This is a genomic window from Thermacetogenium phaeum DSM 12270 (genome assembly GCF_000305935.1).
Taxonomy (GTDB): Bacteria; Bacillota; DSM-12270; order Thermacetogeniales; family Thermacetogeniaceae; genus Thermacetogenium; species Thermacetogenium phaeum.
In genome coordinates, this window is the sequence record NC_018870.1 from 2203414 (window position 1) to 2219874 (window position 16461).

The 16461-nt window shown below is 48.9% G+C and carries 15 protein-coding genes and 1 CRISPR repeat array; of the genes, 6 read left to right on the plus strand and 9 right to left on the minus strand.

Annotation, left to right across the window (positions count from 1 at the left end):
- Positions 1-155 precede the first annotated feature (155 nt).
- Positions 156-407, minus strand: coding sequence for a zinc ribbon domain-containing protein (locus TPH_RS10805; RefSeq protein ID WP_015051243.1), 252 nt, complete (start codon positions 405-407; stop codon positions 156-158).
- A 134-nt stretch (positions 408-541) separates the two neighbouring features.
- On the opposite strand from TPH_RS10805, the gene TPH_RS10810 reads away from it, so the two are divergent.
- The 4 genes from TPH_RS10810 (at position 542) to TPH_RS10820 (ending at position 9485) form a co-directional block, all read left to right on the plus strand.
- The gene (locus tag TPH_RS10810) at positions 542-874 is read left to right on the plus strand and encodes an ATP-binding protein (RefSeq protein WP_015051244.1); all 333 of its coding nucleotides are present in this window, start codon (positions 542-544) and stop codon (positions 872-874) included.
- A complete protein-coding gene (locus TPH_RS16020) occupies positions 870-950 on the plus strand; it encodes a hypothetical protein (RefSeq protein ID WP_236608877.1) in 81 nt (26 codons plus the stop codon). Before TPH_RS10810 ends, TPH_RS16020 begins: the two co-directional genes overlap by 5 nt.
- 247 nt (positions 951-1197) lie before the next feature.
- Positions 1198-8136: direct repeats of the CRISPR family, unit length 30 nt; unit sequence GTTTCAATTCCTCATAGGTAGGCTGGAAAC.
- Between the two features lie 702 nt (positions 8137-8838).
- On the plus strand, positions 8839-9258 hold the full coding sequence (locus TPH_RS10815; protein WP_015051245.1) for a hypothetical protein: 420 nt from the start codon (positions 8839-8841) through the stop codon (positions 9256-9258).
- Positions 9259-9260: 2 nt separating this feature from the next.
- Positions 9261-9485 carry a type II toxin-antitoxin system HicA family toxin gene (locus TPH_RS10820; protein ID WP_015051246.1) on the plus strand — a complete coding sequence of 75 codons (225 nt, stop codon included), beginning with the start codon at positions 9261-9263 and terminating at the stop codon, positions 9483-9485.
- 491 nt (positions 9486-9976) lie between these two features.
- Here the strand turns inward: TPH_RS10820 and TPH_RS10825 are convergent, their stop codons facing one another.
- The 3 genes from TPH_RS10825 to TPH_RS16585 all read right to left on the minus strand — a co-directional run bounded on the left by TPH_RS10825 (position 9977) and on the right by TPH_RS16585 (position 11339).
- Positions 9977-10495, minus strand: a complete 519-nt coding sequence (locus TPH_RS10825) for an RNA-guided endonuclease InsQ/TnpB family protein (RefSeq protein ID WP_051435787.1) — start codon at positions 10493-10495, stop codon at positions 9977-9979.
- A 304-nt stretch (positions 10496-10799) separates the two neighbouring features.
- The gene (locus tag TPH_RS16025) at positions 10800-11111 is read right to left on the minus strand and encodes a hypothetical protein (RefSeq protein ID WP_015051247.1); all 312 of its coding nucleotides are present in this window, start codon (positions 11109-11111) and stop codon (positions 10800-10802) included.
- 63 nt (positions 11112-11174) lie between these two features.
- Entirely contained in the window at positions 11175-11339 is a 165-nt protein-coding gene (locus TPH_RS16585) for a VanW family protein (protein ID WP_236608878.1), read from the minus strand.
- On the opposite strand from TPH_RS16585, the gene TPH_RS16030 reads away from it, so the two are divergent.
- Positions 11271-11552: a hypothetical protein gene (locus TPH_RS16030; protein ID WP_236608889.1), complete on the plus strand. Its 282-nt coding sequence runs from the start codon at positions 11271-11273 to the stop codon at positions 11550-11552. The two genes, TPH_RS16585 and TPH_RS16030, sit on opposite strands and share 69 nt — an antisense overlap.
- 152 nt (positions 11553-11704) lie before the next feature.
- Positions 11705-12280 (plus strand): ferritin-like domain-containing protein, encoded by a 576-nt coding sequence (locus tag TPH_RS10840; RefSeq protein ID WP_015051249.1) that lies wholly within the window; start codon positions 11705-11707, stop codon positions 12278-12280.
- 63 nt (positions 12281-12343) lie between these two features.
- On the opposite strand, the gene TPH_RS10845 is transcribed toward TPH_RS10840, so the two are convergent.
- The 5 genes from TPH_RS10845 to TPH_RS10865 form a co-directional block, all read right to left on the minus strand.
- Complete coding sequence (locus tag TPH_RS10845; protein ID WP_028990850.1) at positions 12344-12733, minus strand: hypothetical protein; 390 nt, start codon at positions 12731-12733, stop codon at positions 12344-12346.
- A 78-nt stretch (positions 12734-12811) separates the two neighbouring features.
- A complete protein-coding gene (locus tag TPH_RS10850) occupies positions 12812-14041 on the minus strand; it encodes a multidrug effflux MFS transporter (RefSeq protein WP_015051250.1) in 1230 nt (409 codons plus the stop codon).
- A 731-nt stretch (positions 14042-14772) separates the two neighbouring features.
- On the minus strand, positions 14773-15201 hold the full coding sequence (locus TPH_RS10855) for a hypothetical protein (protein ID WP_015051251.1): 429 nt from the start codon (positions 15199-15201) through the stop codon (positions 14773-14775).
- 23 nt (positions 15202-15224) lie between these two features.
- A complete protein-coding gene (locus tag TPH_RS10860; protein ID WP_015051252.1) occupies positions 15225-15431 on the minus strand; it encodes a helix-turn-helix transcriptional regulator in 207 nt (68 codons plus the stop codon).
- 481 nt (positions 15432-15912) lie between these two features.
- Entirely contained in the window at positions 15913-16431 is a 519-nt protein-coding gene (locus TPH_RS10865; RefSeq protein WP_015051253.1) for an alpha/beta fold hydrolase, read from the minus strand.
- Between the last annotated feature and the right edge of the window lie 30 nt (positions 16432-16461).

Here is a 16461-nt window from a genome sequence, read left to right on the forward strand (position 1 = left end):
CAAGCGCTTTAATCAGTGACATCCTTCCCTCAATGAATTGAGGGGCATCCTCAAGCGCGGGATGGTAGCTTTCGCCGCAGGTTAGCCAGCATTCCCCGGATGTCCGGATCATCACCTTGGCCTTAAAGGGTGCCACACTCCCCTTTCTCGCAGGGTCATGCCCCGAGAGCATCGAGCGCTCTAGCGGCAATGTTTATAGCTCCAACTCTGTCTGCATCAGACTGGTAGCCGCATTTCGTGCATTTGAACCAGCCCTGCTTCTTCCGATTGTAGCGGGAAACATTCCCGCACTTGGGGCATGTCTTAGAAGTCTCCTTGGGATCGACGTAGATTACGGGCACGCCTTGAAGCGCAGCTTTATACTCGATGAACGAGGCCAGCTCCCGGAAGTTCCAGCCCGACATCATTCCGCAACTGCCTGGAAAAGGACAGCAAAGCCCCCAGAAAACAACGACACACAAGCCACAGGATCTTTAAGCGGCTCCAGGAAGAGTTAGGGTGGATCCGTAACCGCAGCCAGACAGTTGGTGAGGCCTTCGCAGTGGAACAACAAGCCCTTACGGCGCTCCCCAAATATCGGATGTATTATGAGGTGACCCCCAGAGAGGAATTGATTAAACTCTACGCAAAGCAGCTTAAAATTTCGACCTTCAGCCAGTATAAGGAGCTGATCCACGAAGCCCAACAAGATGGCTGGTGCTATGAAGAATTTTTATATCAGCTGATGAAAACTGAGGTTGAAAAAAGGCAGCAAAATCAACTCAAGTGGAGAATCAAAGCTGCCAGTTTCCCTGTGATAAAAACCCTCGATACATTTGAAACCACTATTCAAGCTCATTGCGTAGCGGACGGAGAGGGCAAGCATCATCATTAGCACAAACCTTGAATTTTCCCGCTGGACGGAACTATTTGAAGACCCGATGTTAAGAGCGGCATTAGTCGACCGCTAAAACATAAGCGCACATCTTGAACATGAATGGGGAATCGTACCGGATGAAACACCGTCAGCCTTCAAAGGAATAACAGGCCAAGACCCTTTAGTTAGTCTTCGCAAACAAAGATCTATCTCCTTTGCACTGGATGGTTCAGTTTCAAAAGATCAGGGTGGATCACTTTTTTGGATCAAGTGGATCACTTTTTAGTTGACGATCACATGGAAACAAACCGAGATGCGGAGAAATCAACAAACACAGCAAGGTTTCAATTCCTCATAGGTAGGCTGGAAACGGTGGTAAGTTGGGCTGGGCCTTTGTGGGATAGTGCGTTTCAATTCCTCATAGGTAGGCTGGAAACCTTTTGCGGAGCTTCCTATGAGTGGGCCATATCCGGGTTTCAATTCCTCATAGGTAGGCTGGAAACACAGGAACCATTTCGTCCGACATGGTCTCTACCTCCGTTTCAATTCCTCATAGGTAGGCTGGAAACGATCCCCCGCCCTCCGCTGCAGGCGGTGAACAGTGTGTTTCAATTCCTCATAGGTAGGCTGGAAACCAGAGAAAATCAGTAAAATCAAGGATTGACGGGGCTTTGTTTCAATTCCTCATAGGTAGGCTGGAAACTCTTAATTACTAGGCGTTGCCGCTGTCACAACGCCGGTTTCAATTCCTCATAGGTAGGCTGGAAACCAAGTTGAGCCTGCTGGTACGCCGTCATATTCTGAGTTTCAATTCCTCATAGGTAGGCTGGAAACCCGGCAACAGGAAGCAGAAATCAAACCGGGGGAAAAAGGTTTCAATTCCTCATAGGTAGGCTGGAAACTGCCATCAAGCAGGGCCAGGACGCATGGACGACCGGGGTTTCAATTCCTCATAGGTAGGCTGGAAACCGCGGAGCGAGTACGAGTTGAGAACCTATGTGGGCGTTTCAATTCCTCATAGGTAGGCTGGAAACTCGGCACCACGAACCCGGATTCGCCTTATCACTGGCGTTTCAATTCCTCATAGGTAGGCTGGAAACTCAACCTGGCGGTGGCGAAGAAGCTTGCCGGCTATCGTTTCAATTCCTCATAGGTAGGCTGGAAACGGTAGATGGGTGACGGTCAGCACCGGATAGGGCGATGGTTTCAATTCCTCATAGGTAGGCTGGAAACCCGGCGTGGCCGGACACCGTGCCGGTTTTCTGTTCGGGTTTCAATTCCTCATAGGTAGGCTGGAAACGAGGGGATGAACCGGTTGGCAATCCGTAAAAGCTTGAGTTTCAATTCCTCATAGGTAGGCTGGAAACTAAATCAGCGCTTACTGGTAGACGCCTTTCTGAAAGCCAGTTTCAATTCCTCATAGGTAGGCTGGAAACATCCGCCGCAGCTACGAGGAGGAGGTGTGATGATGCGGGGTTTCAATTCCTCATAGGTAGGCTGGAAACCCTAAACGGTGATAGTTTATGAGGGTACGGATACTGCGGTTTCAATTCCTCATAGGTAGGCTGGAAACTTGTCCACGCACCCGGAGGCCGTGCATGTCCTCGTAAGCTTGTTTCAATTCCTCATAGGTAGGCTGGAAACTACTATTGCTGGTATTATTCTTAAACACTGGAAAGGTTTCAATTCCTCATAGGTAGGCTGGAAACCGCGGAGCGAGTACGAGTTGAGAACCTATGTGGGCGTTTCAATTCCTCATAGGTAGGCTGGAAACTCGAGGAAGGCGGATGGCGCTGGGTTAGGGATGAGAGTTTCAATTCCTCATAGGTAGGCTGGAAACTCATTGAAAACGCCGTGGCTTTCTTGATGCTTTCTGGGTTTCAATTCCTCATAGGTAGGCTGGAAACGGGCAGGTGGCCCTGACAAAGAGGACATCGACTGGGGGTTTCAATTCCTCATAGGTAGGCTGGAAACGGATGGCAGAAGTATACAAGCAACCGGCAGTTGCGGGTTTCAATTCCTCATAGGTAGGCTGGAAACCTGCATAGCCTTTTTCCACTCCGGCTCCAGCACTTCAGGTTTCAATTCCTCATAGGTAGGCTGGAAACCCAGGGTTCTTTGAGAACCTGGGGAGCATAGAGCCAGTTTCAATTCCTCATAGGTAGGCTGGAAACCCACTAGGTACTGCCCGAAACTTTTTGCTTCAGCTTGTTTCAATTCCTCATAGGTAGGCTGGAAACAAGCTCAGTTGCGAACGTATGACGGAGAGAATGCGGAGTTTCAATTCCTCATAGGTAGGCTGGAAACCTTATGTGCCGGGAGGTGGTGGCCGGTGGCGGAAGTGTTTCAATTCCTCATAGGTAGGCTGGAAACTTCAGTCCGGCCAGGAATTCCTTCCATCCTACACTGTGTTTCAATTCCTCATAGGTAGGCTGGAAACTCACCAGGTACTTCTTCGTGCCGCTCTCGCCGCCCTGTTTCAATTCCTCATAGGTAGGCTGGAAACCTGGATTGGCGAGGGCGAGGAAAAACCGGAGACCGGCGGTTTCAATTCCTCATAGGTAGGCTGGAAACTGTTGAAACGGCTGCTCTGGAAGCACTTGAGATGATGTTTCAATTCCTCATAGGTAGGCTGGAAACGTTAGGAAACTTTATGGGGGGGGTGTCTGATGCCTAGTTTCAATTCCTCATAGGTAGGCTGGAAACGGATCCGGAAGTTAGTATCGGTGGTTAGGGGAATGGGTTTCAATTCCTCATAGGTAGGCTGGAAACACATGGGTAAGGTCTGGGCATTCGGTCCTGCTTTACTGTTTCAATTCCTCATAGGTAGGCTGGAAACTAATTGAGTACCTGCAGGCTATGGAGAACGGGGAAGGTTTCAATTCCTCATAGGTAGGCTGGAAACTCCTGAACATCTGGCCAGAAGCGCTGACTTTATGATTGTTTCAATTCCTCATAGGTAGGCTGGAAACTTGCCAAAAACCTGCTTTCAGGCAAAGCTGATTACCAGTTTCAATTCCTCATAGGTAGGCTGGAAACCCAGGGTTCTTTGAGAACCTGGGGAGCATAGAGCCAGTTTCAATTCCTCATAGGTAGGCTGGAAACCGCTACTCGTCCTGCTCCTGCATGGACGAGGACGAGGTTTCAATTCCTCATAGGTAGGCTGGAAACATATCTCATTTCTGGGTCTCTGGTGAGGCGACCGATGTTTCAATTCCTCATAGGTAGGCTGGAAACCGTATAGGAGATAGTGCCGTCTCCGCCCTCCGCGCTAGTTTCAATTCCTCATAGGTAGGCTGGAAACTTGAACGGATAGGTGGAGATACGCTTCCCCCGATTGGGTTTCAATTCCTCATAGGTAGGCTGGAAACGTTTAAAATGCGAAGAAAAGGAGGCCGAGCTTATGAGTTTCAATTCCTCATAGGTAGGCTGGAAACCCAAACAACCTAATCAGAAGTTACTCGATGAGGGTGTTTCAATTCCTCATAGGTAGGCTGGAAACTACTGATGAAATGCTAGATTATTGGGCATCAAAACGCATGTTTCAATTCCTCATAGGTAGGCTGGAAACTTGGATAAGAAGTAGGGAAATAGTTTTAAGGATAGGGTTTCAATTCCTCATAGGTAGGCTGGAAACTCTCGAAAAAATCAGCCACTTTTTCAACAGGAAACGGTTTCAATTCCTCATAGGTAGGCTGGAAACTGCCGAAATGGATTTAGACCATAACCTGGTTATCACGTTTCAATTCCTCATAGGTAGGCTGGAAACGCCCAGATCGGAACCTGTCCCTCACCCCGGCTTGTGTTTCAATTCCTCATAGGTAGGCTGGAAACAGGGGTATTCTCCTGACGTTCTCGAGGAGGAGACTACGCGTTTCAATTCCTCATAGGTAGGCTGGAAACCAAAAAGGGGGATCGCAGACTATTCATAAAAAAACAAGTTTCAATTCCTCATAGGTAGGCTGGAAACTTCAACCTCGCGCCGCGCCTTCTCCTGCGCGGCCTGTTTCAATTCCTCATAGGTAGGCTGGAAACAGGCGGGAACTGTATCGTAGATATTTCTAGAGCCAGTTTCAATTCCTCATAGGTAGGCTGGAAACAAGGCGTTGACTATGCGGAGGTGGAGGAGTACCTGCTGTTTCAATTCCTCATAGGTAGGCTGGAAACGCCGGTAACCTCTTGAGCGAGTGCCTTGTTACCTTTGTTTCAATTCCTCATAGGTAGGCTGGAAACTAATTTGCAAACCCAAATGATGCTACCGTTTTAACCGTTTCAATTCCTCATAGGTAGGCTGGAAACCGGGATTTTGTGAGATGTGGACCCTGGGAGGGCCTGAGTTTCAATTCCTCATAGGTAGGCTGGAAACCGATAAGTTGATTTTTGAGTTTGAGGACCCAGTACCAAGTTTCAATTCCTCATAGGTAGGCTGGAAACGCCAAATGGAATACTTTCCGCATCGCTGGTCCTCCGTTTCAATTCCTCATAGGTAGGCTGGAAACCCGTATTAAGGGCACGCTCATAGTCCCGTGTGGCCAGTTTCAATTCCTCATAGGTAGGCTGGAAACTTTGTTCAAGTCCTTAAATTGCATCACACCACCACGTTTCAATTCCTCATAGGTAGGCTGGAAACCTTGGATTAAGACGAAAACAAAAAGCCCCGGCCTCTGTTTCAATTCCTCATAGGTAGGCTGGAAACGACCGGCGGCGAGGGGGTACCGGTGAAGAATGCGATGTTTCAATTCCTCATAGGTAGGCTGGAAACATGAGAATTTGCCCGGTAGCATCGGAAACCAGTGCTTGTTTCAATTCCTCATAGGTAGGCTGGAAACCAGCGTTCTTCTTCTCCCACTCTACCCGGTACGCCTCGTTTCAATTCCTCATAGGTAGGCTGGAAACTTCTGGGCCTTTTCCATCACGCTCGCGAATTTCTCGTTTCAATTCCTCATAGGTAGGCTGGAAACGGCCGTAGCAACGAAAAACTGGTCAAGGACTTGATCGTTTCAATTCCTCATAGGTAGGCTGGAAACAATTACACTTGAGGTTGACGAAGAAGATTTATTCCAAATGTTTCAATTCCTCATAGGTAGGCTGGAAACTTGATCAGAATATCGCCGAAGTCAAGCACACCGGGTTTCAATTCCTCATAGGTAGGCTGGAAACGAGCACGTCCTGGCCGCCGCCGGAAACAGATACGTTGTTTCAATTCCTCATAGGTAGGCTGGAAACTTCTCGGCCGGCAAAATTTCGATTTTACCCCTATCATGTTTCAATTCCTCATAGGTAGGCTGGAAACGCAGGTCGCAGGGTGACCGACGGCCAGCTTTTGTCGGTTTCAATTCCTCATAGGTAGGCTGGAAACGTCTTCTTCCAGATCTGCCGTGCCTCATCATCTAGCGTTTCAATTCCTCATAGGTAGGCTGGAAACGTGTTGAAATTCCTGGACGCCTTCTACTTCGGCGACGTTTCAATTCCTCATAGGTAGGCTGGAAACTAGCGGAAAGTGGACTGGTTGCAATTTCGATTGGCTGAGTTTCAATTCCTCATAGGTAGGCTGGAAACCATTATAATTCTTGCGTAGCTTTGCGCCGCCTTGACAGTTTCAATTCCTCATAGGTAGGCTGGAAACGTTACGGCCCCAATTTTGAGCCGTTTTACACGGATTTGTTTCAATTCCTCATAGGTAGGCTGGAAACGTGGGTCAAGGCCAACCCGGTTCTGCAGGAGGACAACGTTTCAATTCCTCATAGGTAGGCTGGAAACGCGTACGTGCAGTCATAGTCATCATCATAATCAGTGTTTCAATTCCTCATAGGTAGGCTGGAAACGGTGTAATGTGAGAATAGGTTTAGATTATAGGATTAGTTTCAATTCCTCATAGGTAGGCTGGAAACCCTGCAAACCTTCTACCACCGGCACCTCATCACTGGGTTTCAATTCCTCATAGGTAGGCTGGAAACAAACAAACTGCTCTATTTTCTTTTCTTCCATTTTATGTTTCAATTCCTCATAGGTAGGCTGGAAACGGCACTTGGCACATGATCAACGTCAAGCCCGACATCGGTTTCAATTCCTCATAGGTAGGCTGGAAACGAAGGGGAGGCTGAATTATATGACGCTGGATGAATATGTTTCAATTCCTCATAGGTAGGCTGGAAACCCGGGATTGTGGACTGTTGGATTTTATGACCCAAATGGGTTTCAATTCCTCATAGGTAGGCTGGAAACTATATGTCAGTAGTATTATCGGTGCGGCCAAGAAGAGTTTCAATTCCTCATAGGTAGGCTGGAAACGCAACACGCCCTAGGTACATAAAATATCTACATTTTTGTTTCAATTCCTCATAGGTAGGCTGGAAACCGGTTATGATGCCTGGCTGGTCGAGACCGAGGGGGGTTTCAATTCCTCATAGGTAGGCTGGAAACTCCACTATCCGTGTAAGAATGTTGAGATGTGCTGCGTTTCAATTCCTCATAGGTAGGCTGGAAACACAGTCATACCTAGACATACTACACGGGCGCATCTGTTTCAATTCCTCATAGGTAGGCTGGAAACGCAATCATCCAAACATCAATATGGTGCTAACAGACTGTTTCAATTCCTCATAGGTAGGCTGGAAACTAGAAAGCGACCTGGTGCTGTTGAGGTATCTGAAGGGTTTCAATTCCTCATAGGTAGGCTGGAAACCCTCCCAGTATAGCTCGGCTACTGCGATGAAATCACGTTTCAATTCCTCATAGGTAGGCTGGAAACTTTCCCACAAAGATAAAGCTGAGCGGGAAATATTGTTTCAATTCCTCATAGGTAGGCTGGAAACTCCCACCCCTTTTAATAATAGGGAGCCTGCTTTTCCTGTTTCAATTCCTCATAGGTAGGCTGGAAACCCTTACAGGTATCGCATTAACCTTCCTCAAACCCTCGTTTCAATTCCTCATAGGTAGGCTGGAAACGCTCTTCGGATTTGACCATCCAGTCCCTACTGTTGAAGTTTCAATTCCTCATAGGTAGGCTGGAAACTTAGGTAAAAAGGTGGTCTTCTAGTTCCAGAAATTCGTTTCAATTCCTCATAGGTAGGCTGGAAACGTGCGAGGTAAATGTTAGGAGCAGATTGATAGTTTTGTTTCAATTCCTCATAGGTAGGCTGGAAACATGCTCCTAGGTATGGATGTGGTGAAAGATGACATGGTTTCAATTCCTCATAGGTAGGCTGGAAACTTGCACCTCCCACCTTGCGGCCACGCCGTTGGCATCGGTTTCAATTCCTCATAGGTAGGCTGGAAACCAGTTCGGGGCGCACGAATACAGCCTCTTCATTCTGGCTGTTTTCTGGATGGTGCCTCCAGTTCGGAAGCCCGACACACCGATAGCCCGCGTTTTGCGTCAGTTTACACTCTTCAGCATGTTGTCGTCGATCCCCAGTGCTTTTTGCATTATTGGACATCGACGACAATTTCCCTGCCGGAGTTCGAAATTTTACAAAGGAACAAACATCTACAACGCCAGAACGAAGATCGCGGAGGGAGAAAAAAGGCGTCCACTCAGGGCTGATACCAGAAAGGGGTCGGTCCGCGGGGCAGACGTGAGGGGCTGGGAACTTGCCTCATCGCACGCAACAAGGCGATACCCGCTTTGGTTCTCCATCCCTTGCAGGCAGGCCGGAAACTTTAGGCATCTCAGCGAGGCGCACGACAGCTATTCGGTTTGATCCCTCGTAGGTAAGCTGGAAACAGAGGAGGTTTGCAGCAGGTTACCATGAAACCGTGTAACACTCTCGAGATTTTGATCCCTCGTAGGCAGGGCAAGAAACTTCCTGCAGTATGCGCGGGTTATCGCAAATCGCGGCGGTTCCAACCCCTTGGAGCTAACCTATAAGCATTTTTCGACACAAATGCAAGAAAATCCTTCCTGTTGTTCCTATCCTTTGAAGATTCGATCTGCACATTCTGTGCAGAATGTGCTATCATGAAGGTAAGAGGTGAGGCTGATGCTGGAAGAATTGAAGTTTACCGAAGCCCGCGGCGGCTTCTCGGCTCTTTACAACAGAGTCTTCAACCACTACCGGCCGGTGATCATCAGGCGCAGGCAGGCGGAAGAGGTCCTGGTCCTGCGAGCCGATCTCCAGAAGCTGCTCCTGGAAAAGTACAGGCTCAAACCGGAGGTCATTCGGGAAGAGGACGGATCTGTCACCCTTGCCCTGGATGAGCTCGAGCTTTACGCCAACGGCCGGACGGTGGAAGAGGCCACGCAGGAACTGGTCCAGGACCTGAAGTTCTATGCCCAGGACTACCTCGAACGCTCCCAGCTTTTCATCAATGCTCCCAACCGGCGGGCGCACTTCCCGTACATCCTGCGCGTACTGCTCTGCGACAGCGACGAGGAAATCCGGAGCCTGCTGGAGATCTGAAAATGCCCCCTAAGTTTGGGGACTTGAAGCGATACTGCGAAAAGAACGGTTGGGTGCTGGTCCGAAGCAGCGACCACTGGTACTATGAGAATGTCCTGGCCGAGGGAACCGTGCTTCGGACGAAGGTGAGCCGAGCGGTACACAAAGAAATTCCGAAGCAGTTGTGGCAGAGGATTCTCAAAAAACAGCTGAAGATAACTGAAAAAGAGTTTTGGGAGTCTCTTTGAAGCATTTTCTTTTCGTGTTCATCCTGATACCCTCTCAGCAGCATCCATCCCGCCGGAAGGGATGCCCCTGAAACCTCACTTCTCCGTCGTGGCCCGCACAATAACGACAAGGTAACACCCGCAGTGCAGCGAGACAATGCGCCTGCTCGCCTAGAAGGATGTTGACCAGGAGTGGGCTCAAAGGTCCGCCCTGGGGCGTCCCCCAGGAGGGGTGGATACATCATGATGGCGTGATTTTCGGCAACAAGATCGTCGGCAAGAATATCCCCTGCGCAATTGATGACGCGTCGGTTGATTCTGTTATGCCTCACGTAGCCCCAAGGTTCATGGGTAATGAGATGTTCCTTCTCGTGACATCCTCCCCTCAATGAATTGAGGGGCATCCTCAAGCGCGGGATGGCAGCTTTCGCCGCAGGTTAGCCAGCATTCTCCGGATGATCCGGATCATCACCTTGGCCTTAAGGGGTGTCACACTCCCCTTTCTCGCAGGGTCATGCCCCGAGAGCATCGAGCGCTCTAGCGGCTATGTTTATAGCTCCAACTCTGTCCGCATCAGACTGGTAGCCGCATTTCGTGCATTTGAACCAGCCCTGCTTCTTCCGATTGTAGCGGGAAACATTCCCGCACTTGGGGCATGTCTTAGAAGTCTCCTTGGGATCGACGTAGATTACGGGCACGCCTTGAAGCGCAGCTTTATACTCGATGAACGAGGCCAGCTCCCGGAAGTTCCAGCCCGACATCATCCGGTTGAACTTCTTGGATCCTTTGGTCCGTTCCCGGATGCCCAGCAGGTTTTCCAATGCAATCGCCTTGCTTTCAGCTTTCGCGATCTCGACAATACGCTTGGAAATACAGTGGTTGATATACCGCATCCATCTTCGTTCACGACCTGCTTCTTTCTTGACACGGGACAGTCTCCCTACCTGCTGGAGCGCTTTCCGCCGTTCTGCCCAACGCTCTTTTCGCCACCTTATCTGGCGGCCATCAAAGAAGATGTTGTTGGACAGCACAGCCAGTTTGACAATACCGAAATCGACCCCAATAATGCCGCCCGGCTCCTTATAGGATGTTTTATAAACCAGTGATTTTTATAAACCAGTGATATTGAAACGTACCATTCACCACTCTCCCTCTGCCATATCTCCATAGACCCCTGTCGACAGGAACCTCCTGCCAGGTCTTGGAGCCTTCTGGCGTGGTACTCAGAAGCAGCAAGAGGCATGGTTATCTGGCTTCTGCCGGAGGAGACGGGAAACTTGATAACCCATGTTCCCGATGGTAGCTGGTGAAGAGAGTAGCAGTCCTGCCGCACCATTACCGGAATTGTTTTCTCAAACTTAGGTGGGCCGGCCTTTTTGCCCCTGCGCTTTGGGAAAGAGAGGAGCGCTTGGCGGATAACACTTTGAGCATGGCGCACTGGAGCGTGCCCCGGTTAAGGTCGAAGAGGTCACGCGCTCGCTGGTAGGTTTCCCGGTTTAACCGGGTACGGCTGGTAGTATTGAGAATTTCTGCTTGTTCCAGAAACCAGGCACATGCTTGCCTGTAGCTTTCTAGCATTCGGCTCATTTTCTCCAGTTTGCCTTTGTTGGGCTTAAGGAGCTTGACTCTTAGAGTTACCGTCTGCATTTGGGCCTCTCCTCCGGTTTGCTTAAACTATAGCACAACCGGAAGTATAAACCAAGCCGCCATTCATCCCTTGATTGAAATCAGGGGCATTCTGGCAGGAAATTTGTAAACCTGGTATGTATATAATATGGGTCGATCCGACCGCCATTCACCGCACAAATGAGTGTCGGTCAGCCAGAGGCGCAGGTAAAAGGTCTGGTTGGTGTCGTTTCTGACCTGAAGGTCAATATAGTTAAAGAAAACAGTAGCGCCACTCCCAAAGGGGTTTTTAGCTGGGCAGGAGGCAACATCCGTATCCATTTAAGAATCCGCTACCCAACTTCAGCGGAGTATGAAAAAGAATTTTTACAAAACTTCCGCCATTCATCTCCCGGTTGGATACCGGGAAACGAATGGCAGCCGGTTATTTTTCCGGTGGTCGTGCTCTCTATGAGCGATTAGAACGGATACTGCCACCAAAAAACAAGCAAGATCAAGGGAGTATCAAGGGATAAAGGGTTTTCCCTACGGCCGGTGTCAGGCGGGCTGCAAGGTTATATTTGATGCTTCAGCAAAATAACTTTAACTAGAATACTTTTCAGGAGGCTGAAGCGATGAGTATGGAACCGCCAGAAACAAAGGGATGTGTAACACCCGCTGTTTTTAAGTGCGCTTACCCTGCACCTTACCCAGAAGTACGGGTGGCCGGACCAAACCCTAAATATGCCCAGCTGCTGTTGGAAGATTATGCTGGTATGGTCAGTGAGTTGACAGCTGTAACCCAGTACATCTATCATCACTTCGTGCTGGAAGATGAAAACAGGGAGGTGGCGGACCTACTATCCTGTATAGCACTTGTGGAAATGCATCACCAGGAAATACTTGCTCAAACAATAAAAATGCTGGGCGTTAATCCCCGTTACAGAACCATAGAGAGGAACAATACTGAAAGGTATTGGAATGCAACCTTTGTTTTCTATGGAACTTCTCTTTGTGACCGGCTCACAGCAGATGTCGCCAGTGAATGGGCGGCTATTGCCAACTATCGTAAACACCAGCGCATGATCGATGACCCGTATGTCAAGAAAATCTTGGATAGGATCATCTTAGATGAACTGCACCACGTTGTGTTGTTCAATCAAGTAATCGAAAAGTACTGCCAACCACATTTTCCTAAGTACAAAACGTAAGCTGGTTTTAAAGCAATAACACTTAGAAGCATCGATTGTGTAATATTACTGCGACTCTCTGTTTTAATGTTCAGCTTTTTTTCTGCACAGAACCAAGCCCAGGCCCAGACCGACCCAGCTCCCGGCAAAAGCCAGCAACCAGGCGTAAATCAAAGATTCTGGCCACGCCGCTTCCATGCCTGCAAACCAGGCTACCATCGGTGCAAATGCCCCTGCCCAGGCCAGAATGAAGGGCAACTTGACTGAATATTTTCCCGCCTGCCAACCGGCAGGAGTGCCTGACAACAACATAAGAAAAGCCCATCCCATGATCAATGCCGCGGCTGCCCGATCGCCTAAGCCCAGGGCCTTAATACCTTGTATATCTAACAAAAATATTCCACTAACAAAGCCAGCTGTTCCAACCAAAAGAGCAGGAAGAATTCTTTCCGTTAAACCGGGCTCATTCCGCATTTCACATCACCCAAATATATATTCGCTCCTCAATAACAATTTCCTACTGCCCGGGTGCAGTGGTTCGGGCGGTGCCTTTTAGTCATGCACCTGCCGGATGAAGGGCTTGTTTGCAGTCCACACCCAGAGCGCCTCACAGAGCAGACCGGTGATGGCTGTTAATACTCCGAGGGCGACGATGGTGTTCCCCCAATCGAGGGAGATGATGCTCATGCCGACACTTCCCATCAGGATGCCGAAACAGCTTATCAGGGAGGAGGCAGAGCCGGCATCACCCGCCTGCTGCTCCAGCATCAGGTTGGTACCGGGAGGACGCACGCAGCTTCCGGCCAGAGATGAGGGGAGTAAGGTAAGGGCGAACAGCCAGGGTCTGAAGTTGCCCAGCATGGTTATCAGCACCCCGCTCAACGCCACCACCAGAAAACAGGAGCTGATAATCGAGCGGCGGCTGAAGCGCTTGGACAGCTGCAGGTAGAGCATGGGCCCCGCTATCAACCCCATAGCGTTTAGGGCGAAGTAGTAGCTGTAGGTCTGCTCGCTTAAGCCGAATCCGTCGATATAGATATAGGAGGAAGAGGCAATGAAGGCCATCGAAGAGATTCCGAGGATCGAGAAGACGGCCAGCAGGGATGTGAAACCGGGGTTTTTGAGGACCGTTCCCAGCCTCCCCATCGTCTGTATTATCGTCCCTTCGTAATGATGCTCGATGGTTTCCTCCATGGCCAGGGCCCCGGCCAGCGATAGAAGCCCGATGCCGGCCAGGGCCCAGAACACCCCCCGCCAGGTGGTAAACTTCAAGAGGAAGGCTCCCAGCACAGGAGCAACGGCAGGTGCCAGGAGCACCATCGACTGAACCAGGGCCAAAACGGCCTCACGCCTCCTGCCGCTGTAGAGATCCTTGACCATGGCCGTTGCCACAGAACCGGCGGCACTACCTCCCACTGCCTGGAAGACGCGAAAGACGATCAAGAGATAAATGCTCTCGGCACAGGCGCATAAGGAGCTCGCCGCCGTGTAGACGGCCAGACCAATGAGCAGGATGGGCTTTCTCCCGTATTTATCGCTTAAAGGACCCCAGAGCAGCGTGCCGGCGCTGAAAAAAAGGAAAAACAGGATCAGGGTGAGGTTCGTCAGGTGTACGGAAGCCCGGAAGTACTCCGCGATACCGGGCAGGGACGGAAGATAGAGGTCCGTGGAAAGAGGAACGAAGGCGCTCAGCAGACCGAGCAGGGCGAGCAATCCCTTTTCCCCTAAGTATTTCTGCTTGCGGTTGATGTTGACGTCCGGAATCGACTCGGTTCTTAGCATTTCTTCTCCTTCATACAGTTAAGATAAATATATTTCATGAAACTCGAACGTTAACAGTTAACCCCATCATTTCTGACTAAAGATGTCACTAGAAAATTGTAATCAGATAAAAAAATAAAATCAATGGTAAGAGATCTACACGAGGGCACCTCACCGCATCTCACTCCGTTCGTTATCCTGTGCATTGTTTATTTCGTGGTTGGGATCTGCTGAAGCAGGAAAAAACCGGGGCAGGGGTTCTGATGTCCGCACACGCCCTAGATACAGCAGAAAAGGTATGTGATTCCATTTATATTGATCTCAAAAGGAAAACTGCTGATGAGAGAAAACCTGACACAAATTCGGCAAACCTGCGGACTGCCGGAGGGATCCCTGCTGAAGTGTTTTAATAAACTGCTGGAAAACAGCCGATGACACCAAAACAGCTTTTTTACAATGGCTTCGATCAGTGTGAAAATTAAAATACACCGCATGGAGCACAAGCATTGATTGGGCAGCAGCTCTCTACATCATTATCCCAGGTCTTATCATAGCAGCTATCTGCGACTGTGGAGCCACCTACCTGCCTGGTCAGTGGGGCCGTCCACAAACACACCTTCACTGCTATTATGTAACAAAATGGGTGGCATGGAAACATTTCGTTTGCCACCATACAGAATAGGGAATGTAACTTCAAACAGAAAATGCTGCCCGCTAATAGTAATAACAATAATACAAGCCCTGACGCATTATTAGTATTTACGCAGGTAATAGATATAATGCCCGAAATAGATAACAACCACAGCCAGGAGAAAGATACACGCCTCTATGGGGACCTTTCCGCTGCTGCCTGTTTCACCACCGATATAAGCCAGAAGAAGCAGGCACCCCCAAAGAATAGTGACATGGGCTGTTTTCCCGGTGATATACTCGGCGCGTTCATCGGGCTGGAGGGAAGCAGCACTCACAGCACCAGATTTTAGTTTGACTACCTTTTTGGCGGAAACCAGCATCATAATGATGTAAATTATCGCACCCGCAAGCCAGAAGAGTGTTACAGGAGAATCAAGTTCATTTCGGAAATAAGAGATCACAAACCAGATCACTGCTCCCAACAGATAGATTCCCCCGAAAATGATATAGGTGTAAAGAGCTTTAAGTGTGCTTTCCTTCTTTCTCATCTTCCCATTCACCTCTCTCAGTCCTATTCCCAGTCAGTGCTTTCCAGTTGAAAAACCTCTTCCAAAGGCACCTTGAAAACATGTGCCAATTTTAGGGCAAGCACAATAGAGGGTTTGTACCGGCCCGCCTCCAGGGAGTTGATGGTTTGACGTGAAACCTGGACTAAAGATGCCAAATGTTCCTGTGTCCAACCTCTTTGCTCACGCATTGCGCGGATGTTATTGATCAATATTTCACCACCACACTTGTAAAGCATGCTTTACATCATTATAGCAAAGAGGACGATCTATGTAAAGTCTGTTTTACATCTCCAGTGCATTTTTTCTTAAGAGGCAAAAACTCTTCACGCTTGGTGGTCTATACTACCTTTCTTCCCGGTGGCTTATCCTTCTACAAGATAAATGTTCCCCACTTTAAAACCTCAGATAGTGCAGGTAAACATGTTAATGGGGTCATATAGAGAAATATGTCAATATATCACCAGGTAGTTATATCACCGTGTAACTTTACCACTATATCACTAAAAAACAATATGCTGACTTGCTGGAATGTGACTATGCTGAAAAAAATTATAAAGGTATGAGCAACGTGAAAAACAACCTCACACCACCTGCTAAACCCAGTAATTACTATTGAAAATATAAGCCCAGCGATAACTATTTTTCAAAGGTTACATGAACGAGCCTTTTCCCTCTCACTTCCACCCGGGTTTAGATAGACTTTTCGCACGTCCAGGCGAAACGCCAGTATTCAGGATCCTTCCACCAGCACCAGTTATTAGGCATTCCCCAACGCCTGATCGCCGGAAAACCGGACATGCTTCCAATTAGGATCAGCCGCTGAACGAGCTTAGGATGTTCTATCGCAAAAGCCAGGGCGCATAGACTACCCATACTGTGGCCAATTACGTCCACACTTCCAGAAACTTGGCAGGCATTCAAGGTCTCCTCCGCGCATGCCAACATCTCCGGCAAATCCACTTGGGCAGGTCTTGTGGATCGGTATGCACCCAGTGGATCAAAAGTGATTACCTTTCTATCCAAGCTTACAAGCAGACTTGTCAATGCCCCTTCGGCCATAGATGTTGTCGTAAAACCATGTGGATAGGGCATAAGCAATATTGGATCGTCTTGTCCAATACAATAGATTGCTAAACCATCCTTGATTATGGTTGGTTCGACAGAAGTGTTATTGGCTTTGTCAAAAGCAACATTTTGCATGCCAATCATTAGTATTCACCTTCACCATATGTTTCATAG